16 protein-coding genes and 1 tRNA gene are annotated in these 20,799 nt (G+C 63.0%); 9 read left to right on the forward strand and 8 right to left on the reverse strand.

From position 1 onward, the window contains the following. Positions 1-199: 199 nt before the first annotated feature. Together G7026_RS08375 and G7026_RS08380 are read left to right on the forward strand one after the other, a co-directional pair. Positions 200-781 (forward strand): class I SAM-dependent methyltransferase, encoded by a 582-nt coding sequence (locus G7026_RS08375; RefSeq protein WP_181070289.1) that lies wholly within the window; start codon positions 200-202, stop codon positions 779-781. Positions 782-813: 32 nt separating this feature from the next. After that, positions 814-1,965, forward strand: coding sequence for an alpha/beta hydrolase family protein (locus tag G7026_RS08380; RefSeq protein ID WP_258190189.1), 1,152 nt, complete (start codon positions 814-816; stop codon positions 1,963-1,965). 239 nt (positions 1,966-2,204) lie between these two features. Here G7026_RS08380 and G7026_RS08385 read toward each other — a convergent pair whose 3' ends face one another. Beyond that, positions 2,205-3,122, reverse strand: coding sequence for an AraC family transcriptional regulator (locus G7026_RS08385; protein WP_181070290.1), 918 nt, complete (start codon positions 3,120-3,122; stop codon positions 2,205-2,207). 655 nt (positions 3,123-3,777) lie between these two features. On the opposite strand from G7026_RS08385, the gene G7026_RS08390 reads away from it, so the two are divergent. From G7026_RS08390 to G7026_RS08405, 4 genes are all read left to right on the forward strand, one after another. Beyond that, on the forward strand, positions 3,778-4,767 hold the full coding sequence (locus G7026_RS08390; protein WP_219858350.1) for an efflux RND transporter periplasmic adaptor subunit: 990 nt from the start codon (positions 3,778-3,780) through the stop codon (positions 4,765-4,767). A gap of 3 nt (positions 4,768-4,770) precedes the next feature. Next, on the forward strand, positions 4,771-7,929 hold the full coding sequence (locus G7026_RS08395) for an efflux RND transporter permease subunit (protein ID WP_181070292.1): 3,159 nt from the start codon (positions 4,771-4,773) through the stop codon (positions 7,927-7,929). Beyond that, complete coding sequence (locus G7026_RS08400) at positions 7,916-9,115, forward strand: phospholipase A (RefSeq protein WP_219858351.1); 1,200 nt, start codon at positions 7,916-7,918, stop codon at positions 9,113-9,115. The genes G7026_RS08395 and G7026_RS08400 overlap by 14 nt, the downstream gene beginning before the upstream one ends. Before the next feature lie 160 nt (positions 9,116-9,275). After that, a complete protein-coding gene (locus G7026_RS08405) occupies positions 9,276-10,346 on the forward strand; it encodes an NmrA family NAD(P)-binding protein (RefSeq protein WP_258190190.1) in 1,071 nt (356 codons plus the stop codon). A 238-nt stretch (positions 10,347-10,584) separates the two neighbouring features. Here G7026_RS08405 and G7026_RS08410 read toward each other — a convergent pair. From G7026_RS08410 to rpsU, 4 genes are all read right to left on the reverse strand, one after another. Beyond that, a tRNA-Ile gene (locus G7026_RS08410) sits at positions 10,585-10,661 on the reverse strand. 164 nt (positions 10,662-10,825) lie between these two features. Then, on the reverse strand, positions 10,826-12,682 hold the full coding sequence (rpoD, locus tag G7026_RS08415) for an RNA polymerase sigma factor RpoD (protein WP_181070293.1): 1,857 nt from the start codon (positions 12,680-12,682) through the stop codon (positions 10,826-10,828). Between the two features lie 67 nt (positions 12,683-12,749). Continuing rightward, positions 12,750-14,699 (reverse strand): DNA primase, encoded by a 1,950-nt coding sequence (dnaG, locus tag G7026_RS08420; RefSeq protein WP_181070294.1) that lies wholly within the window; start codon positions 14,697-14,699, stop codon positions 12,750-12,752. Between the two features lie 224 nt (positions 14,700-14,923). Next, a complete protein-coding gene (gene rpsU, locus G7026_RS08425; protein ID WP_102826188.1) occupies positions 14,924-15,139 on the reverse strand; it encodes a 30S ribosomal protein S21 in 216 nt (71 codons plus the stop codon). A 200-nt stretch (positions 15,140-15,339) separates the two neighbouring features. On the opposite strand from rpsU, the gene tsaD reads away from it, so the two are divergent. Beyond that, on the forward strand, positions 15,340-16,365 hold the full coding sequence (gene tsaD / locus G7026_RS08430) for a tRNA (adenosine(37)-N6)-threonylcarbamoyltransferase complex transferase subunit TsaD (RefSeq protein ID WP_181070295.1): 1,026 nt from the start codon (positions 15,340-15,342) through the stop codon (positions 16,363-16,365). Between the two features lie 12 nt (positions 16,366-16,377). Here tsaD and plsY read toward each other — a convergent pair whose 3' ends face one another. Next, entirely contained in the window at positions 16,378-16,947 is a 570-nt protein-coding gene (gene plsY, locus G7026_RS08435) for a glycerol-3-phosphate 1-O-acyltransferase PlsY (protein WP_181070296.1), read from the reverse strand. Between the two features lie 74 nt (positions 16,948-17,021). Here plsY and folB point away from each other — a divergent pair, with 74 nt between their 5' ends. Together folB and folK are read left to right on the forward strand one after the other, a co-directional pair. Continuing rightward, positions 17,022-17,375, forward strand: coding sequence for a dihydroneopterin aldolase (gene folB / locus G7026_RS08440; protein WP_181070297.1), 354 nt, complete (start codon positions 17,022-17,024; stop codon positions 17,373-17,375). Next, a complete protein-coding gene (gene folK, locus G7026_RS08445; RefSeq protein WP_181070298.1) occupies positions 17,366-17,920 on the forward strand; it encodes a 2-amino-4-hydroxy-6-hydroxymethyldihydropteridine diphosphokinase in 555 nt (184 codons plus the stop codon). Before folB ends, folK begins: the two co-directional genes overlap by 10 nt. Before the next feature lie 30 nt (positions 17,921-17,950). Here folK and G7026_RS08450 read toward each other — a convergent pair whose 3' ends face one another. Together G7026_RS08450 and G7026_RS08455 are read right to left on the reverse strand one after the other, a co-directional pair. Continuing rightward, the gene (locus G7026_RS08450) at positions 17,951-19,138 is read right to left on the reverse strand and encodes a multifunctional CCA addition/repair protein (RefSeq protein WP_181070299.1); all 1,188 of its coding nucleotides are present in this window, start codon (positions 19,136-19,138) and stop codon (positions 17,951-17,953) included. A 91-nt stretch (positions 19,139-19,229) separates the two neighbouring features. Continuing rightward, positions 19,230-20,780, reverse strand: coding sequence for a SpoVR family protein (locus G7026_RS08455; protein WP_181070300.1), 1,551 nt, complete (start codon positions 20,778-20,780; stop codon positions 19,230-19,232). Positions 20,781-20,799 lie beyond the last annotated feature (19 nt).

A 20,799-nucleotide genomic window follows, 5' to 3' on the forward strand; every position in this document is an offset into this window, starting at 1 on the left:
CCTGGCTGCTTGGCGAAACCCGAGGCTATCCAGCGGTCGCCAAACAGCCTCAGCAGGCGCTGGTATAGGCAGCGCCTGCTGAGGCTGTTGATCGAATCGTGACGTGTTTTTTCCATGGACGAGGCGCAGGACTCCAACGCCACCATCCGAAATAAGTCCCTGCTGATCCGCTGGCGTCCCTCAATCGAGTCTTTGTCCTATGAACGAGCAACTTAGCTTTCTATGCAACTGGGTCAGTGCGCCTAGGCGCGTCGCCGCAATCGCCCCATCGAGCAAAGCGCTCGCCACGCTGATCACGAGCGGAGTCTCACTCAACGACGCGCCCGTGATCGAACTCGGCGCAGGTACGGGCGTGTTTACACGACAGCTCATTGAAAGGGGCATTCCACAGGAACAACTTGCCCTCGTCGAGTTCGGCTCGCACTTCGCGCGAAGTCTGCGAGAGGAGTTCCCAGCGATCAGAGTCTTCTGCATGGATGCGGCCCGGCTCGGGGGCATACAGCTATTCGGCAGAGAAAAGGCCGGTGCGGTGGTCAGTGGCCTGCCCTTGCTTTCGATGCCGCCCTTGCAAGTTGTACGCATCCTGAGGGGAGCGTTCGCACATCTACGTCAAGACGGTGCGTTCTATCAGTTCACCTACGGCCCCCGTTGCCCCGTTCCTCGGGCGATCCTTGAGCGTTTCGGCCTCCGGGCGCGCTACGTCGGCGGGACTCTGGCGAACCTTCCACCAGCGGCCGTCTTTCAAATCTCTCGCAAACCCATTCCGGCCAAGGTCTTCTAGCCGAAGCAGCGCGGTTCGACACCAGGAGTCTTATGAGCGATATCCCAGAACGCAGGCCAGTCACCGAAGGCCTCAATCCTGAGGTGTGCGGCATCCCGCCGGAAACGCTAGAAATGCGGGTGAACATGGGACGGCGGTACGTGAATGCCATGCTGCTGTTGGCTGCGTTGGCCTTGTCGCACCCGGCGGCGAAGGCACAAGGCACCGAGCCACCCTATCTAGTGACTGATTTCGACTGGGTCGATCAATCTCGATCGCGCCCGGTGCCAGCGCGCCTTTACTGGCCAACCGGTACCGTGCCTGACGCGTCAGTGCCATTGGTGGTGTTCTCGCATGGCATCGGCGGTTCTCGGCAAGGCTACAGTTACCTCGGCAAACACTGGTCGGCCCGTGGCGTCGCCAGCCTGCACGTCCAGCATGTCGGCAGTGACGTGGAGCTTTGGAGGGGCAACCCGTTCGGTGTGGTTGGTCGTTTGCAGGCCGCGGCTCAGGAAAAGGAGGCCATCGCACGTGCCGGCGATGTGCGCTTCGCGCTCGACCGAATGCTCTCGGACGAAACGGGCAGCCGTGGTGCTGCGGTAGACCGCCAGCGCCTGGTCGCGGCCGGCCATTCGTACGGCGCAAATACCACGCTGCTCACGGTCGGCGCGCAAGTCGTCAGAGACGGTCAGACCATCAACTACCTGGATTCTCGCTTCTCCGCGGCGGTCGTCATTTCGGCACCGCCGTTCTACGGCGAACCCGATCTGGCGGCAGTGCTGAGCAACGTGTCGGTTCCGACTATCCACGTGACCTCGACCGACGACATGATCGAGATTCCGGGCTATCGCTCGGGTGTGGAGGATCGACTGGCCATCTTCGATGCGATCGCCCATCCGCACAAGCTGCTAGCCGTATTCCATGGCGGCTCCCACAGCATGTTCACCGACCGTTCATTCACCGGCGGCCCATCGCTCAATGCCAAGGTGAAGGTTGCCACGGCAGATCTCACCTTGGCCTTCCTCGACTTGATCTATGAGCGTGACGGAACAGCGCTCGCGCAGTGGCAAACCAACTGGCAATACATCTTGGTGCGGGCACCAAGCTCCAATGTCACGCCGCGAAGCATGACGACACGGGCCGGCGTGGGGACAGGACTGCCCTCCTTGGAGGACGCCAATTCAACCCAAGCCAACGTGAGATGAAACGACTTCCGCTTTCGTCATGACTGGCTCGATGGTAGCTACGTGGTGCGCTTCGATGGTCGGATTGTGCCAATCATCGAATACGCCAATGGGTGACGCTGAACATTGAGCCCATGGCGCTTGACCTTCCTGTGTCGAACGCGCCATGGCATTGGCCCCACAGGATGCGATGCTCGCACCATCAATCGCGAGCATCGAACTGGAGCTGACTCGCACCCTTCAAAGGTGGCAGGGTCGCTCTAGGTGGATGTCGTTCGCCGGCAATACTGTCGAGGCGAAGCGCCCATTACCCGCTTGAATGCTGTGCTGAACGCGCTTTCCGATTCGTAGCCGAGCGATAGGGAGATGACGGAAACGGGATCGCTGGAATTCTCCAGCTTGTCTCCCGCCAGCAGCATGCGCCAGCGCGTCACATACTCCATGGGCGACGCCCCTACCGTCTCTCTGAATTTCTGGGCGAAGGCCGAGCGCGACATGCAGGCGTGCCCGGCCAGCGTTTGCAAAGTCCAGCGGTACGCCGGGTCGGCATGAATCGCGCTGATGGCTGGACCCAACTGCTTATCTGCCACGCCGAACAGCCACCCCGCGCCGTCCGCTTCGCCTTCGGCAACATGCAGTCGCAGGGCCTGAATCAACATCATGTGGGCGAGGTGCTGGGCAATCAGAGAGCCGCCGGCCTGCGGGTCATGCAGTTCGTGCATCATCCGCTCCACCGACCAGCGCAGTGCGGCCTGTTCCGACTCATTGTGGATATGCACGATGGGCGGCAGCATGCCCATCAGGATGCCGGCATGCCCGCCGCTGACGCCGAAACGGCTGCCGACGAGGAAGAAGTCACCTCCGCCGTTAATCTTCACGACGGCGCCAGGGCGCGGCGGGGGGAAGTAGTTGCTGGACGGCTCCGGTGGTAGCGCCAAGTCGCTCGCCAGGCGGAACGGGCGTCCGCTCGGCAGGACGAAGCAATCGCCTTGCTTAAGATGCGCGGCCTCAGGAACTCCATCGACGACCAGCCAGCATTCTCCGGTCACTACGGCGTAGCACTTGATGAGCTTGTTCTGGTCAGGGAACTGGATCGACCAGGCGCCCCCGGCGTCCACGCCCGAGGATACGTAGCTGCGCGGCTTCAACAGCGAAAGAACATCTGAGAGCGGATCCATGGCTTTCCCTGGACGATTGCAAAGATAAGGGGAACTTTATCGTATAGATAGCACAGCCACATTATGGCCTCGCAGACGATCTCGCAGCTGCTGGCGCAGCGATAAGGTGCTGACTGGGCAAGCTACAGGCTATGCGCGAGTCACCGGCGGCGGGTGGTAAGGGGGTGTAAGTGCGTTGTCTGGCGCCGCCGTCATGGACGATCGCAAAAGAAGTCCGGCTCATCTCGCATGGTTCGTATCGTTCAGGCCGCCTATTGTCGGGAGCAACGGTGTACAGCGGACCCGCGGCCCACATGAGTGCAAGCGTGATCTAGCGAAGTCGGACATCAAGCATGGACGACGGTGCCCGCATGCCCAGCAGGCTTTGCCTGTCACAAGCGTCGGACTCCACACCATCGTCCACTACCGGTGCCGCGACATCATGCAAAACAGTTGTTCGAGCCTCCACGCCCGATTGCCGGGATTGCCCTCTCCGACCACATGCGCGATGTGCGCTTCGCCCTCGGCCCTGTATGCCGTCCGTGGCGTCGATGAGTACCCGCCGGTACGCACCGCGGTTCGGTCGGTTTTTTCACTGACTCTCGTCTATCTGCTTGCCGCATGCGACAGCGCATCCGAGGATGAAGGGACGAATCAGCCTGCCTCGGCAATGCGAGTGGCAGTAGCAGTGGCCGAGCCGGCCGCGTTCGGCGAACGCTTCTCCCTATCTGGCACGCTGACCGCCGAACGTCAGGCGCGGCTGTCGGCACGCGCCGACGGACTGGTTTCGCGCGTGCATGTCGATGCTGGCGACCAGGTCGAGGCAGGACAGGTACTGCTCGAACTCGATCCCGCCATCTCGCGCCAGGCGCTGGCGCGCACTCGTGCGGAAGCAGCGGAGGCCGCCGCTTCCGTGCGCGAGGCCGAGCGCCTGGTCACCGAGGCGCAGCTGCTCGTCGAACACAGGGCCATCGCCTCCACGGAGCTCGGGGCGCGAACCGCCGCCCTGGAGCTCGCTCGAGCGGCGGCAGAGTCCGCCCGCGCCAGTGCACGCGAGCAGGAGGAGATCGTCGCCCGGCACGCACTGCCGGCGCCGTTTACCGGCGTGATCGCTGAAAAACTCGCAGAGGTCGGGGAGTGGGTTCAGCGTGGCACGCCGGTGCTGTCACTGGTAGCGACCGACCGCGTTCGTCTCGATCTGCGCGTGCCGCAGGAGCGCTTCGGTCAGATCGACGACGGTGCGCAGTTCCGCGTCTTCGCCGATGCCCTCGGTAGCGCGCCTTTGCCGGCGCGTGCAGCGGCGCGGGTACCGGTCACCGATCCCGGTGCGAGAACCTTTCTGCTGCGGCTGCTGGTGGATGATCCGCAGGGCCAACTGCTCCCCGGCGCCTCCGCCCGTGCCGAAATCTCGCTCTTGCCAACGCGCGGTACGGTGGCTATCAGCCGTGACGCGTTGCTGCGCCAGCCCGACGGCAGCCACAGCGTCTATGTGATCGACGACGACGGAGGCCAGCCCGTGGCGCGCAGGCGCACCGTGCAGATGCTCTATGAGCAGAATGGTCGGGTCGCTATCGCCGACGACAGCGTTAGAGAAGGGGAGCGGATCGTGATCCGTGGCAACGAGGCCTTGGATGATGGCCAGTCCGTGGACGTGGTAGAGCGCTGAGCAATGGTATTCGGACGCGTTCTTCAACACAGCACCCTGATCGCCGTTGCGGTCCTGATCATGTGCGTACTGGGCATCAGCGCCGCGCTGCGTGTACCGGTGCAGATGATTCCGGACTTGGAAGTACGCACCATCAGCGTGGACACGCGCTGGCCCGGGGCCTCGCCGCGGGATGTCGAGCAGGACATCCTGATCGAACAGGAACAGTATCTGCGCTCCTTGCCCGGTCTACGCCGCATGGTTTCGACCGCCAGCACTGGGCAGGCCACCATCGAGCTGGAGTTTCCCTACGGCGCCGATATCAACGAGGCCCTGATCCGCACCAACAACGCGCTGAGCCAGGTATCCGGCTATCCGGAGAACGTCGATGCGCCGGCGCTGACCATGACCTCCTCGTCCAACCAACCCTTTATGTACTTCCGCGTCGGGCCGCGCGCCGAAAGCGGCGCCAGCCTCGACCTGGCGATGATGCGTAGCTTCCTGGAAGACGAGGTACGACCGCGCCTGGAACGTGTCGATGGCGTCTCCCTGGTCGAGATCCGCGGTGCTGAAGAACGGCAGGTGCGCATCGAAGTCGATCCGTATCGCCTGGCCGAACGCGGATTGGACATGAGCGACATACGCAACGCGCTGCGCGCGCGCAACATCGACCGCTCCGCGGGCGACCTGGACAGCGGAAAACGCGGCGTACTGGTGCGCACCGTTGGCCGCTTCCGCGAGCCTGCCGACATCGGTGCGCTGATCATCGCCGAGCACGACGGCGCTCTGCTGCGGCTGTCCGACGTGGCCGACCTGCAGCTCAGTCACCATGAACTGCGCGCCCTCTCGTACTACAACGGATTGCCGGCGTTGATCCTCTCGGTTCAGCGCGAGACGGGTTCTAACGTTGTACAAACCAAGAACGCCATGCTGCCAGCGGTCGAGGCCGTCAATGCCGAGGTCTTGGCGCCGCTGGGTCTGGAGATGACGCTTGTCAACGAGGACGCACGCTACGTGGAGGATTCCGTCGCCAACGTCTGGAACAACCTTCTACTAGGCACGCTGCTGGCGACGCTGGCGATGTACTCCTTCCTGCGCTCGGCCCGCAGCACGTTCGTTGGCGTCATCGCCATTCCGATCTGCACCATTGCCGCCTTCATCGGCCTGCTGCTGGCCGGCCGCACACTCAATGTGATCTCGATGGCCGGCGTGGCCTTCGCCATCGGTATGACGCTGGACAATACCATCGTCGTGCTGGAGAGCATCGACCAGGCACGGCGGCGCGGCCTCAAGCCCTTCGAAGCTGCTGTAGAAGGCGTGAGTCGGGTCTGGCCCGCCGTGCTGGCCTGCACGTTGACTACCGTACTGGTGTTCGCGCCTACGCTGTTCATCCAGCAGGAAGCCGGGCAGCTCTACTCGGATATCGCCATCGCCATATCCGCCTCGATCTTGGCGTCGATGGCGGTTGCGGTGACGGTGCTTCCTACTATGGCGGCACGGCTGCTACCCGGGTTGACACCCGCCGAGTCCGCGGGCGGCGGTGCATTCGACCGGATCGGCCGCGTTATTGGCAAGGCCTACTGCACGCCGACGCGCCGGGCCGCGATCCTGCTTGGGACGCTGTGCGCATCGGTGTTGGCCGTGGTATGGCTGACACCGCCGGCTGAATACCTGCCGGAGGGCGAAGAGGCGCGGGTGTTCTCTCGTATGATTGCGCCGCCGGGCTACAACCTGGCGGAGATGGAGGGCATCGCGCAGGTTCTGATTTCGGAGTTGCAGCAGCGCCTCGAAGACGACCCGGCCCGTTTCCACCGGGGCGAGACGGACGTGCCCGCCATGCGCTTCTTTTCGATGTTCGTCGATGCCCAGGGCATCAGCGTCATCACCGATCCCAAAGATCCCGACGACCTGCAGGCATTGATGGGGGCGCTTGAAACGCGCTTCACGGCTTGGCCGGGCATGCGAGCGTTCGCCTCGCGCGGCTCCATCATCTCAAGCAACGACGGTGGTACCCGCAGCATCAACCTGAACATTTCCGGCACTGATCTCGCGCAGATCTATCAGGTGGCCGACCGTGCCTATGCGCGTGCCGGAATCCTGTTCGACGGCGCGCAAGTCGGCTCTGAGCCCAGCTCGCTCAGCCTGGACCAGTCGCTACTGGAGGTGCGGCCGCGCTGGGAGCGCCTGGCAGAAGTCGGTCTGGATGCGGAACGCTTCGGCTATTCGGTGGCGGCGCTGAGCGATGGCGCCTTCGCCGACGAGATGATCCTGGACGATCGTCGGGTGGACATCTATCTGTTCAGCAGCGCGGGCAGGGGCCAACGGGCGGATCTCCTTCGCGAGCTGCCGATCGCAACGCCGTCGGGGGCGGTGGTGCCGCTGTCCGCGCTGGCCGACCTGCACGAGGCCGCCGATACCGACAGCATCCGCAGGCTGGATGGCCGCCGTACGGTTACGCTGAACATCGTGCCGCCGCGCTCAGTGGCATTGGAGACTGGTGTCGAGCGGGTACGCAGCGAGCTGATCGAGGCCATGGTCGCCGCTGGTGAGATTCCACATGGCATCGCGATGAACATCACCGGTGCCAGCGACCAGTTACAGGAAACGCGTGAGGCGGTCACTGGTAATTTCCTGATCGCAATACTGCTGTGCTATCTGATGCTGGTAGCGATCTTCCGCCACTGGGGGCGGCCACTGTTCGTCATGGCTACGATCCCGCTGGGGCTGGCCGGCGGGATCGTCGGACTGGCGATGCTCAACGGCATCGGCGCTGCTTTCGGCATCCACCAGCCGTTCGACATGATCACGCTGCTCGGCTTCCTGGTGCTGCTAGGTGCTGTGGTCAACAACCCGATCTTGATCATTCAGGAGGCATACAAGCGATTGGAGGAAGGCTCCGAGTCGATCACCTCGGCGGTGGATGATGCGGTCCGCATCCGCTTGCGGGCGATCTTGATGTCGAGCCTGACGACCATCCTTGGCGTGGCGCCGCTGGTGCTGATCCCAGGCGCCGGCACCGAGCTCTATCGGGGCCTGGGCGCCATCGTGATGTTCGGCATCGCGTTCTCAACGGTCGTCACGCTGACCTTCCTGCCCAGCCTGATGGTGGCGACGCTCGCGCTGCAGGCGCGTGTCGGTGCGCGGTTAGCCTCTCGCCTGGGAGGTTTCCGTGCGAACGGATGAGCCGGGGCGCAAGCGTGCCGCGCATGGGAGCGTCATCCCTCCCAGTATCCTGGGCCGCACCGCGCTCGCCTGGCTGTTCGCCTGTCTCGCTGCTCCAGCGACCCGCGCGAATGAGATTGGCCCACCGGCGACCGTTGGTCCGGCCGCGGAGTCGACCTGGCAGCATTGCCAACAGTTGGACGGCCGTGACGCGCGCCTCGTCTGCTTTGACCAGTGGGCGCAGCAACAGACCGTGGCTGCAGCTGCCGAGCCGGCTACGCTGTCTCGCGTGCAGCCCAGCGAAGTGCCGAGAGATGACACCCCAGTCACCCGCGTGGCGCCAGCCAGCCCGGCCGGTGACTGCCGTGACAGCCAGTACTCTGCCTTGTCGCGGTTCTGGGAACTCGAAGCCGGTAGTGATTGTGGAACCTTCGGAATCCGCGGCTATCGGCCGTTGAGTATGTCGATCTCAACGGCGACGAACCGTCCCGAGATGCCTGCTTCGCTGGCAGCCGGACAGGCCGCCGAGGGCGCGGACTATCAGGCCAGTGAGGCGCGTATAGGCCTGTCGCTGCGCACCAAGGTCGCCCAGAACCTGCTGACGCGCAACGACATCAAGCAGGATTCACTGTGGCTTGGCTATAGCCAGCAGTCGACCTGGCAATTGTTCAACGAGGATCTCTCTCGGCCATTCCGTAGCACCGACCACGAGCCGGAAATCATGTACGTGTACCCGACTGACTTCGGCTTGCCCGGCGGCTGGCGCCTTCGCTATGCCGGCGCGGGCGTGGTTCACCAATCGAATGGGGAGTCGGAGCCCCATTCGCGCAGTTGGAACCGTGTCTACCTGATGGGCGGTATGGAAATCGGCGATCGCTACCAGATCAACGGCCGCATCTGGCACCGGATTAGGGAAGCTCCCGCGAATGACGACAATCCAGACATCGCGGATTACATCGGCCGGGCCGAGATCACGGGCCGTTGGAACTCCGACCGGTCGAACTCCTTCGATGCAACGCTGCGTAGCAATTTGCGCAGCAGCGGACATGGATCGATTCGCCTCGAGTGGTTCAAGGTCATCGGTGATCCGGCGACGAGCAATCTACGCATGCATACCCAGTTGTTCCACGGATACGGCGACACACTGGTCGACTACAACCGCAGTCGCACGGTGTTGAGCATTGGCCTGAGCGTCGTGGATTTTTGAGAGAAGCTTTCTGCGCGTTCCCCGATTCTGGCTCTGCGTCGGTCGATGGACGATCGCGAAGATTAAGCAGACTTCTGCGCATAGATCGTACAAACATCGGTCTCTAGTCTTTGTAACCAGTCAGCATCACATCGATGCCGTCTGGCCAAAGAGGTGACGTATGGTTAAGAAAGCAGATCCCGATTTTGTAGGCGATGCACTGCTGCAGTCAGCGCAGGGCATCGACAGGCGCCGCTTTCTAAGCGGCCTGGTGCTGGGCGCCGGTGCCGGCATGCTTGCGAGCCTTGGCACTCCGCGCTTTTCAAATGCCGCCTCGACGTCCATGCGCAACAGGATCGTCGTGACCGCTCCGACGGGCAACATCGGCCATCAAGTTCTCGACAACCTGCTGGACAGTGGTGCCCTGCACAGCGGTGTTTCGATCCGGGTAATCGCGCGCGACCCCTCGCGTCTTCCCACCGCAACGCGAGGTCGCATCGAAGTCGTGCAGGGCTCGCATGGCGACTCCGCCGTCGTCGACGAAGCATTCAAAGATGCAGACACCGTTTTCTGGTTGTGCCCGGCAGATCCAACCGCCGAAAGCGTCATGGCAGCCTATGTGGAATTCACCCGTCCGGCCTGCGAAGCCATCACGGCGCATGGCGTCCGGCGCGTGGTCGGTATTTCCGCGCTGGGGCGCGGTACGCCGATGGCCGCCAGCGCTGGATACGTCACCGCGTCGCTGGCGATGGACGACCTAATCGCGGGCACCGGTGCGGACTTTCGTGCGCTGACCATGCCGTCGTTCATGGACAACATTGCCCGCCAAGCCAAACCGATCCGCGATCAGGGCGTGTTCTTCCTGCCGATCGACGGCGACCGCAAGCTGCCGGCGGTGGCGTCTCGCGACATCGCCTCGGTGGCCGCCAGGCTGCTGCTCGACACCTCCTGGAGCGGACGCAGCGAAGTGCCGGTGCTCGGTCCGGAAGACCTGTCCTTCAACGACATGGCGCGCATCATGTCTGATGTGCTGGGCAAGCCCGTACGCTACCAGCAAGTCAGTTTCGAGGCCTACAAGGCCGGCTTCGTCCAGCGCGGCATGTCGGACGCCATGGCCCAGGGCATGACCGACATGGCCAAGGCCAAGAACGAGGGGCTCGACAGCGCGGTGCAGCGCACGCCTGCAAGCCGTACCCCGACCAGCTTCAGGCAGTGGTGCGAAGATGAATTGCGGCCCGTTATTCTCCGCTAGCGACGCACACCGACCCCGAGGCGAATCGGACGCAGCTTGCCCTCGCCTGGCATCATCCTACTCAGCGCGCTGCTGCAGCGACGCTGATGCGCGCTGTACGACCGCGCGTGCAGCCTATCCATCGAAAGAGTGCAGCGAAGAACCTGCCAGTTCAGAAATTAGATGCGGACTAAAGCGGGGATAAAACTGCCGCAAACGAAAAGCCCGTCATTGCGACGGGCTTAAATCGTTGATTTTATGGTGGGCCCACACGGACTCGAACCGTGGACCAAAGGATTATGAGTCCTCTGCTCTAACCAACTGAGCTATAGGCCCCCAGAAGGCCGGCGGATTATACCGGTGGGATTTCCCATGCGCCAAGGTTTGTGGCCGTTGCGTGCAATGGGATGAGGGGTGGCGCTGGGGCTGTGATCTGGCACTGGGGCGGGGTATCGAGAGCGCAGAAACAAGAACCCCGGCCTGGGCCGGGGTTCTTGTTTTCACTCGTCGAGGAAGGAGCGCAGGTGCTCGCTTCTCGTCGGGTGGCGTAGCTTGCGCAGTGCCTTGGCTTCGATCTGGCGGATGCGTTCGCGGGTGACATCGAACTGCTTTCCGACTTCCTCAAGGGTGTGGTCGGTGTTCATGTCGATACCGAAGCGCATGCGCAGTACCTTGGCTTCCCGTGCGGTGAGGCCGGCGAGTACTTCGCGGGTCGCTTCCTTGAGGCTTTCCACGGTCGCCACGTCGATCGGCGATTGCATGGCGGAGTCCTCGATGAAGTCACCCAGGTGCGAGTCTTCGTCGTCGCCGATCGGGGTTTCCATGGAGATCGGTTCCTTGGCGATCTTCAATACCTTGCGGATCTTGTCCTCGGGCATCTCCATGCGCTCGCCCAGCTCTTCCGGCGTCGGTTCGCGACCCATTTCCTGCAACATCTGGCGAGAAATGCGGTTGAGCTTGTTGATCGTCTCGATCATGTGGACCGGGATGCGGATGGTCCGCGCCTGGTCGGCGATGGAGCGAGTGATCGCCTGGCGAATCCACCAGGTGGCGTAGGTCGAGAACTTGTAACCGCGGCGGTATTCGAACTTGTCCACCGCCTTCATCAGGCCGATGTTGCCTTCCTGGATCAAGTCGAGGAACTGCAGGCCGCGGTTGGTGTACTTCTTGGCAATCGAGATAACCAGACGCAGGTTGGCCTCGACCATTTCTTTCTTGGCACGGCGGGCCTTGGCTTCGCCGATGGACATGCGGCGGTTGATGTCCTTGATGTCGGCGATCGCGAGGTGACATTCCTGCTGGAGGTCGATCAGCTTCTGCTGAGCGGCGCGGATGTCGTCCTTGATGTTGCCTATGGCCTCTGCGTACTTGGCTTTGCCGCCGGCAAGCTGCTCGGCCCAGTCGAGGTTGGTCTCGTTGCTCGGGAACTGGCGCAGGAAATCGGCGCGAGGCATGCGTGCGTCACGGACGCAGAGCTGCATGATGGCGCGTTCCTGGGCGCGGACCTGCTGCAGGGCGCTGCGGACACGCTCGACCAGAGCGTCGTACTGCTTGGGCACGAGCTTGATCGGCATGAACAGCTCGGCCAGTGTCTGCAGCTCTTCGATGGTCTGCTTGTGATCGCGGCCGTGCTTCTTGAGGGCCTTGTTGGCCTTCTCCAGCTGCTCGGCAACGGCACCAAAGCGCTGACGAGCCACTTCCGGATCCGGGCCGCCATCGCCTTCTTCTTCTTCGCTGTCGGCGTCGCTTTCTTCCTCGTCGTCGTCCTTGTCGTCATCGGCCGCCGGCTTGGCGGCGGTTTGCGGCGTGACGGGCTCTACTTCGACACCCGAGGCGCCATCGTCGTCAGGGTCGATATAGCCGCTGAGGATGTCGGAAAGCCGGCCACCTTCAGTGGTGACGCGCTCGTAATCGGCGAGGATGCTGTCCACGGTGCCGGGGAAGTGAGCGATGGCGCTCATGACTTCGCGAATGCCTTCCTCGATGCGTTTGGCGATTTCGATCTCGCCTTCGCGGGTCAGCAATTCGACCGTACCCATTTCGCGCATGTACATGCGCACCGGGTCGGTGGTACGACCGATGTCGGTTTCGACGGCCGCCAGCGCCGCGGCGGCTTCTTCAGCTGCCGCTTCGTCGGTATCGGCCTCGGCCAACAACAGAGCATCCGCATCGGGGGCAGCCTCGAATACGTTGATGCCCATGTCGTTGATCATGCGGATGATGTCTTCCACCTGTTCCGGATCGGAAATATCCTCCGGCAGGTGGTCGTTGACCTCTGCGTAAGTCAGGTAACCCTGCTCACGGCCACGCTGGATCAACTCTTTGAGGCGGGACTGCTGTTGCGCTTTTCCGGACATAAAACCCTATCCACTGACGGTTCTGGCGGGCTGAAAACAAGCTGAGCATTATAGCTGAGCAGGGACCTCACGCGCCAGTTGAGGTCGATGTAGCGGTAGATGATGAGCGGTTCAATAGGTTGCGCAGTTGATCTTTTTCCTCTGCGCTAAGTTCACCCTGACGTGCCTTGCGAAGCAGCAGCTCCAGGCTGCGCTCGCGTTGTCTTGCGGCCAGGGTAGTTATAGTGTCGAAAAACTGTTGTTCAAGGTTATCGGCCGAAATTAGCCATTCTTTCTCCGCCAAGGCACGTAAAAGTCGCCCTTGGTCGGTTCCGTGCCAGCGGGCGATGAGTTGCAGCGTCCGCAGCTTCGGATTTTTCTGCAGCGTGCCGAGCAAAGCAACCAGCAACTGCGCGTAAGTGTCGTCTTCGGCGGCGAAATGGCTAGCATCCTCGACCTTCTGTGCGAGTTCGGGATGATGCAGCAGGGTGCGCAGAGTGGTCAGCGCCGGCGGCTCGACGGTCGCCGGGGTGCGTGGTCCACGTGGCGCGCCATCGCCCTTGCGGCCTGATTTCCAGTCTTTCTTGCCGTCCTTCTTGCCGCCTTTCTTCCATTCCTTCTTGCCGCTGCGTTCTGTGCCTTCGCTCGGGGTATGCGGCTCGTAATAGGTAGCCTCGGGCTCGCTGGTGTCGAAGTAGTAGCCTTCGTCCTGGCTGGCTGATTCCTGGCGCGGGCTACTCTGGCTCATCTCCTGAAGCGCCTGGCCGTTGAGGCCGGTCAGCTCGCTCAGCCGCTGTCGCATCAGGGTGCGTAAATTCGCGCCCGGGATCTTTTCGATCAGCGGTGCGGCGAGCGTGGCCAGGTGGGCCTTGCCTTCGAGTGAACGAGGGTCGGCTTCTTCGCTCAGTTGCTGGAAGAAGTAGTCCGCCAACGGCTGGGCCTGCTGATTGATGCGTGCACGGAACGCGTCGGTGCCCTCGGCGCGCACGAGGCTGTCCGGATCTTCACCGTCGGGCAGGAACAGGAAGCGCGCCCGACGTCCGTCCTGCAGGTTCGGCAGGGTCGCTTCCAGTGCGCGCCAGGCGGCCTTGCGTCCGGCCATGTCGCCGTCGAAGCAGAACAGCACGTGAGGCACGATGCGGAAGAGTCGCTTGAGGTGCTCCTCGCTGGTGGCGGTGCCGAGGGTGGCAACGGCGTTGCGCAGGCCCTGTTGCGCCAGGGCGATTACGTCCATGTAGCCCTCGACCACCATGATCTCGTCGAGATCGCGGTTAGCCTTGCGTGCCTCATAGAGCCCGTAGAGTTCCTGGCCTTTGTGAAAGACCGGGGTCTCCGGTGAGTTGAGGTACTTGGGTTTGTCGTCGCCAAGGACGCGCCCCCCGAAAGCGATCACCCGGCCGCGACTGTCGCGAATCGGAAACATCACCCGGTCGCGGAAGCGGTCGTAGCGCTTGCCGTTGTCGGCGTTCTCGATCAGCAGGCCGGCGTCGATCATCGCCTTCTGCTGCAGTGCATCGCCGCCCAGATGCTTCATCAGGTTGTCCCAGCCCGGCGGGGCGAAACCGAGGCCGAAATCCCGGGCGATCACGCCGGAGAGGCCGCGGCCCTTGAGGTATTCCACGGCTGCCTTGCGGGTGGGATGGCTCTTGAGCGCCTGGCGGTAATACTCGCCTGCGGCGTCCAGAAGCGGGTAGAGCGGTGAGTCCACCGGTTGGCGCTTCTGCGCGCGGCCGCCTTCTTCGCGTGGTACTTCCATGCCGGCGCGCCGGGCCAGATCCTCGACGGCCTGGGGGAAATCCAGGTTGTCGTGGTCCATGACGAAGCCCAGGGCGTTGCCGCCCGCGCCGCAGCCGAAGCAGTAGTAGAACTGCTTGTCTGGGCTGACACTGAAGGAGGGTGTCTTTTCGTTATGGAAGGGGCAGCGCGCGGTGTAGTTCTTGCCGGCTTTTTTCAGCTGGATGCGCGAGCCGACCACTTCGACAATGTCGGAGCGGTTGAGCAGGTCATCGATGAAAGATTGAGGAATCAGGCCGGCCATGAGTCTCTTGATACGCTCGCGTTGAAGCAGGCCAACAGCACAGGCCGTAAGGCCCGAGTAACCTCGCTCATCTTCCGGTCAGCCTTGTCGGCAGCTATCATCGATCGCTAGGCGAACAATACGACTGGAAATGAAAAAAACTCCGACCATTCGCCGGTTGGCGAAGCGGAGTCTTGTGCAAAGCCCGGCGTGGCCGGGCTTTATGCGGCGTCAGCTGTACTGAATCAGTACAGGCGCACGCTGCGGCGCTGTTCGCGCTGCACTTTCTTGGCGTGACGCTTGACCGCGGCGGCGGCTTTGCGCTTGCGCTCGGAAGTCGGCTTTTCGTAGAACTCACGGCTACGAACTTCGGCCAGAACACCGGCCTTTTCGCACGAACGCTTGAAGCGACGCAGAGCTACGTCGAAGGGTTCGTTCTCTTTAACTTTGACATTGGGCATCCAGCACGTACCTTCACTTGTTTACCGGTTACAACGCGCTTCGGCAAATGACTCGCAAGCACGCTGGTTTTAAGGGTTGCGGATGTTAACCCTTCGCCGAGGGGAATGCAAAGCCTCCAATCGAAAAGCGCTGGTCGGTCGCTTGCCGGGCCGATTAATATGCACGGCTTCTTTTTTAGCTGCCTTGAAGGTCTCCAAGCATGCTTGTGCTGGGTCTGGAAACGTCCTGCGATGAAACCGGCGTCGCGCTCTACGACAGCGAGCGCGGCCTCTTGGCCGACGCGCTTTTCAGTCAGATCGACCTGCATCGAGTATTCGGTGGCGTGGTGCCGGAGCTGGCTTCGCGCGATCACGTCAAGCGCATGTTGCCGCTCATCCGACAGGTGCTCGACGAGGCTGGCCGACAGGCGGTCGATGTCGATGCGGTCGCTTACACCGCGGGCCCCGGGTTGGTAGGTGCGTTGCTGGTGGGGGCATCCTGTGCCCAGGCGTTGGCCCTGGCCTGGGGCGTTCCGGCGCTTGGCGTGCACCATATGGAAGGTCATCTGCTGGCGCCGATGCTCGAGGAGCAGCCACCGGCGTTTCCGTTCGTCGCCTTGCTGGTCTCGGGCGGCCATACCCAGCTGGTTCGCGTCGATGGCATTGGGCGTTACGAGTTGCTGGGCGAGTCGGTGGACGACGCCGCCGGCGAAGCGTTCGACAAGACCGCCAAGTTGATGGGCCTGCCGTACCCGGGCGGTCCCGAGATTGCGCGCCTGGCCGAGCAGGGCGTCGCCGGGCGCTTCGTCTTTCCGCGGCCGATGACCGATCGTCCGGGGCTCGACTTCAGCTTCAGCGGCCTAAAGACCTTCACCCTCAATACCTGGCAGCAGTGCCGTGAGGCCGGAGACGACAGCGAGCAGACCCGCTGCGACATCGCTCTGGCATTCCAGCAGGCCGTGGTCGAGACCTTGACTATCAAATGCCGAAGGGCGTTGAAGCAGACCGGGCTGAAAAGCCTGGTGATCGCCGGGGGAGTGAGCGCCAATCGCTCGCTGCGCCAGGGGCTGGAAACGATGCTCGGTGAGTTCAAAGGCAAGGTGTTCTATGCGCGCCCCCGCTTCTGCACCGATAACGGTGCGATGATCGCCTATGCCGGTTGCCAGCGTTTGCTCGCCGGGCAGCATGAAGGCCCCGAAATTCAGGTGCAGGCGCGCTGGCCGATGGAGCAGTTGCAGCCGGTCTGAAGGGTTTGCGGGTCAGAAGTGGCGCTCGCGTCCGGCCAGCAGGTCGCGCAGATTGCTTCGGTGTCGCCAGATCACCAGGCAGGCGAGCAGCGCCATCGGAAACAGGGCAGCCGGCTGTTGCCAGGCGAGCAACGGAAGGGTCAGCGGCAGGGCGCTCAGTGCTGCCACCGAGCTGGTACGGGTGAGCGAGAACACGAGCAACCAGCAAGCCAGCGACAGCAGTGCGGCGGGCGGGTAGAGCCCGAGCAGGGCGCCAGCAGCGGTGGCAACGCCCTTGCCGCCACGGAAGCGAAAGTACAGCGGGTACAGGTGGCCGCAGACCGCCGCCAGGCCGATCCAGGCTTGTTGCTGCGTGTTCTGATCCAGCCGGGCGGCAAGCAGGACGGGCAGCAGGCCTTTGCATAGGTCGCCGAGCAGCGTGGCGATCGCCAGGCGCTTGCCGGCCAGGCGGAGCATGTTGGTGGCACCCGGGTTGCCGGAGCCGCCGACGCGAGGATCTGGCATGCCTGCCAGGCGACTGAGCACAATGGCGAATGACAGCGAGCCGAGCAGGTAGGCGAGCAGAGTCAGCAGCCAGAACATGAATTCCATCCGGGGCAGGGAGCCCTGAGTCTAGCGGCGCCCCGAGGGGTTTGTCGTGTGTAGGAGAACGATGCGTGGATAGGGTTTTCATCGAAGGGCTCGAAGTCGACACCCTGATCGGTGCATACGACTGGGAACGTGGCATCCGCCAGTGCCTGCGGCTCGACCTGACCCTGGGCTGGGACATTCGCCCGGCGGCGCAGAACGATGAGCTGGACAAAGCGCTCGATTATGCCCGGGTCGTCGAGTCCATCGACCGCTTCGCCGACCAGGCACGCTTCGAACTGGTGGAAACCTTCGCCGAACGGCTGGCCGCCAGCCTGATGAGCGAATTCGGCATCGTCTGGCTGCGACTGCGGGTGACCAAGCCGGGCGTCAACCCTCGCGCGGCCGCGCTGGGCGTGGAGATCGAACGCGGATGTCGCTGACGCCGGTATTGTTGGGCCTGGGAAGCAACATCGCTCGGGAAAGGCATCTGCTCGCAGGTCTCGAAGCCCTGAGCGAGGTGCTGGCCGGGATGCGCTGCTCGCCGGTGTTCGAAAGCCTGGCGGTGGGCATCAAGAGCGGCAATTTCTATAACCTGGTGGTGCATGGCTTCACTGCCCTGCCATTACTTGAACTCGACCGCCGGCTCAAGTTCATCGAGGCGGACAACGGTCGTTATGCGCCCGACCGCAAAGGGCTGCCGTTGGACATCGACGTGCTGACGTACGGCGACCGGGCAGGCCAGTTCGATGGCTTGCTGCTGCCACGCCCGGAGATACTGAAAAACGCCTTCGTCCTGTGGCCGCTGGCCCTGCTGGAGCCGGGTATGCGTCATCCGGGCGTGGGTCGTTCGTTTGCCGAGCTTTGGGCGGCTACATCCATCGATCAGCAGCTCTGGCCGGTACCGTTCCAATGGCGCGGCCTGGAATTGACACCGAGCGCGCTGATAAAGGCGTATCCCCGGCCGGACACTGACGGTTTCCCGTAGCGCCTGAAGCCCGCCCTTGCGCCAGAGGCTTCAAGCGTCGCCTTCATAGCCCGCTCGATAGGCCCTGAGCGCCTCGAGCCGTTCGCGCTTGATCGCCTCGCCCAATGCTGCGCCCTGAAAGCCTCGCTCCATCAGTTGATCGACGCGCACCGAGCGTGCGGCCTGAGCGGCTTGGCGCAGGTAATCGGCTTGCCGGCGGACCGCATCGATCTGGTCGGCCCGCGCAAAGGCATCCATTTCGCAGACGGCTAGGAACTGCTCGAAACGGTCGGGGCGCCGGTAGATATCGAAGTGCTGCAGCAGGGCGAGCAGGGTATCGGCCTCGAGCGCCGTCGCCTGTCGGGCCTGGGCGTGGAACTCGCCGCTGAGCCGGGCCAGTTCCTGGCAGTCGCGTGGCACTTTCAACCGTTGGCTGATCGCATCGAGTTGCCGGGTGTCGGCCCGCTTGGGCTCGGTTTCAGTTGTCTGTTGCGAGGCGAGCCCGAGCAACAGACAAGCCCAGCGCACCGGCAATGGTTGCTCATGCTGCGCGCACCGGCGCAGGACGCGCAGCAGTTGCTCGCCGGCGTGGCCTGGGAACAGGGCATCGAGCTCGGGCAGCATCCGAGCCAGCGCGCCGCAGTCGCGCAGCACCTGGACGAACACATCGGGGCGCGGCTCCATCAGCGCGCGAGATATTTCCTTCCAGCTACGCTCCGCGGTCAGTGCCTCCAGCTCGCCGGATTCGGCCAGTCGGCGCATCAGCTCGAGCGTCTCGTCGGCGACCCTGAAGCCCAGCTCGTGGTAACGGGCGGCGAAGCGCGCGACGCGCAGGACTCGCAGCGGGTCCTCGGCAAACGCGGGGGAAACGTGGCGCAGCAGGCGGGCGGCGAGGTCGCGCTGCCCACCGTAAGGGTCCACCAACGTGCCGCGATCGTCTTCGGCAATGGCGTTGATGGTCAGGTCGCGGCGGATGAGATCGTCTTCGAGGGTGACGTCCGGGCTGGCGTAAAAGGTGAAGCCGCCGTAGCCGCGCCCGCTCTTGCGCTCGGTGCGGGCCAGCGCATATTCCTCGCCGCTTTCGGGGTGCAAAAAGACCGGGAAATCCGCGCCGACCGGGCGGTAACCCAGGGCCTGCATCTCTTCGGCCGTTGCGCCGACCACCACCCAGTCCACTTCTGTGACCGGTCTGTCCAACAGACGGTCACGTACCGCGCCGCCCACCTTGTATATCTGCATGCTCACCTCCGTAGCACTGCAGGATAAGGCACAAGCTCGGCGATGCCGAGCGGCAGGCGCGTGGGGTGGCGTACCCCACCCGTGGTGAGCGCTAGATCGGCGGAATGGCCAGGTCCAGGCGGGGGAAGTGGCTTTCGGATTCCGCGTCGGTACGCGGCGGCATGTGCTGGGTGGTGATCAGTCGATCGTCCTGGCGTGATTCCAGATGCACATCGAACCCCCAGAGACGATGCAGGTGCTTGAGCACGTCTTCGGTGGACTTTCCCAGCGGTTTGCGGTCGTGCTGTTGATGACGCAGCGTCAGCGAACGGTCGCCGCGCCGGTCCACATTCCAGACCTGCACGTTGGGCTCGCGATTGCCGAGGTTGTATTGCGCCGCCAGCAGTTCGCGAATGGTGCGATAGCCGCTGTCGTCATGGATGGCAGGCACCAGGAGATCCTCGCGGCTGTCGTCGTCGAGGATGCTGAACAGCTTCAGATCGCGGATCACCTTGGGTGAGAGGAACTGCAGGATGAAGCTCTCGTCCTTGAAGTTGTTCATTGCGAACTTGACCGTGGTCAGCCAGTCGCTGCCGGCGATGTCGGGAAACCAGCGCTGGTCTTCCTCGGTGGGATTCTCGCAGATGCGCCGGATGTCCTGGTACATGGCGAACCCCAGGGTGTAGGGGTTGATGCCGCTGTAGTAGGGGCTGTCGAAGCCCGGCTGGTAGATGACGCTGGTGTGCGAAGTGAGGAACTCCAGCATGAAGCCGTCGGTGACCAGGCCCTCATCGTAGAGGTCGTTCATCAGCGTGTAGTGCCAGAAGGTCGCCCAACCTTCGTTCATCACCTGGGTCTGACGCTGCGGATAGAAGTACTGCGCGATCTTGCGCACGATGCGCACCACTTCGCGTTGCCAAGGCTCGAGCAGTGGCGCGTGCTTTTCGATGAAGTAGAGGATGTTTTCCTGCGGTTCGGCAGGGAAGCGCTTGTCGTCCGTTTCGCGATCCTTGTCCGCGCCCTTTGGGATGGTGCGCCACAGGTCGTTGATCTGCTTTTGCAGGTGCTCTTCGCGGTCCTTCTGCCGGCGCCGTTCTTCTTCAGCCGAGATAGGGTAGGGGCGCTTGTAGCGGTCGACCCCATAGTTCATCAGCGCATGGCAGGAGTCGAGCAGGTCCTCGACTGCATCGATGCCGTGGCGCTCCTCGCACTGCATGATGTACTGCTTGGCGAACACCAGGTAATCGATGATCGAACTGGCGTCGGTCCAGGTGCGGAACAGGTAGTTGCCCTTGAAGAAGCTGTTATGGCCATAGCAGGCGTGGGCGATCACCAGCGCCTGCATGGTCATGGTGTTTTCTTCCATCAGGTAGGCGATGCACGGATCGGAATTGATCACGATCTCGTACGCCAGTCCCATCTGGCCGCGGCTGTAGTGCTTCTCGGTATGCAGGAATTGTTTGCCGTAGGACCAGTGGTGATAACCCAGCGGCATGCCTACCGAGGCGTAGGCATCCATCATCTGCTCGGCGGTGATGACTTCGATCTGGTTGGGATAGGTATCGAGCGCGTAACGCTCGGCGATCCGTCCGATCTCCCGGTCGTAGGCCTTGATCAGGTCGAAGGTCCATTCCGAACCGGTTGAAATGGGCTGACGCTTCATACTGCGCACCTCGCTTCAT

The sequence above is a fragment of the Stutzerimonas azotifigens genome (assembly GCF_013522725.1).
GTDB lineage: Bacteria > Pseudomonadota > Gammaproteobacteria > Pseudomonadales > Pseudomonadaceae > Stutzerimonas > Stutzerimonas azotifigens_A.

Bases quoted from the DNA above. Each gene is read 5' to 3' on its own strand.
- G7026_RS08375 (WP_181070289.1), top strand. From the start codon at position 200: ATGAACGAGCAACTTAGCTTTCTATGCAACTGGGTCAGTGCGCCTAGG.
- G7026_RS08380 (WP_258190189.1), top strand. From the start codon at position 814: ATGAGCGATATCCCAGAACGCAGGCCAGTCACCGAAGGCCTCAATCCT.
- G7026_RS08385 (WP_181070290.1), bottom strand. From the start codon at position 3,122: ATGGATCCGCTCTCAGATGTTCTTTCGCTGTTGAAGCCGCGCAGCTAC.
- G7026_RS08395 (WP_181070292.1), top strand. From the start codon at position 4,771: ATGGTATTCGGACGCGTTCTTCAACACAGCACCCTGATCGCCGTTGCG.
- G7026_RS08405 (WP_258190190.1), top strand. From the start codon at position 9,276: ATGGTTAAGAAAGCAGATCCCGATTTTGTAGGCGATGCACTGCTGCAG.
- rpoD (WP_181070293.1), bottom strand. From the start codon at position 12,682: ATGTCCGGAAAAGCGCAACAGCAGTCCCGCCTCAAAGAGTTGATCCAG.
- dnaG (WP_181070294.1), bottom strand. From the start codon at position 14,699: ATGGCCGGCCTGATTCCTCAATCTTTCATCGATGACCTGCTCAACCGC.
- rpsU (WP_102826188.1), bottom strand. From the start codon at position 15,139: ATGCCCAATGTCAAAGTTAAAGAGAACGAACCCTTCGACGTAGCTCTG.
- tsaD (WP_181070295.1), top strand. From the start codon at position 15,340: ATGCTTGTGCTGGGTCTGGAAACGTCCTGCGATGAAACCGGCGTCGCG.
- plsY (WP_181070296.1), bottom strand. From the start codon at position 16,947: ATGTTCTGGCTGCTGACTCTGCTCGCCTACCTGCTCGGCTCGCTGTCA.
- folK (WP_181070298.1), top strand. From the start codon at position 17,366: ATGTCGCTGACGCCGGTATTGTTGGGCCTGGGAAGCAACATCGCTCGG.
- G7026_RS08450 (WP_181070299.1), bottom strand. From the start codon at position 19,138: ATGCAGATATACAAGGTGGGCGGCGCGGTACGTGACCGTCTGTTGGAC.
- G7026_RS08455 (WP_181070300.1), bottom strand. From the start codon at position 20,780: ATGAAGCGTCAGCCCATTTCAACCGGTTCGGAATGGACCTTCGACCTG.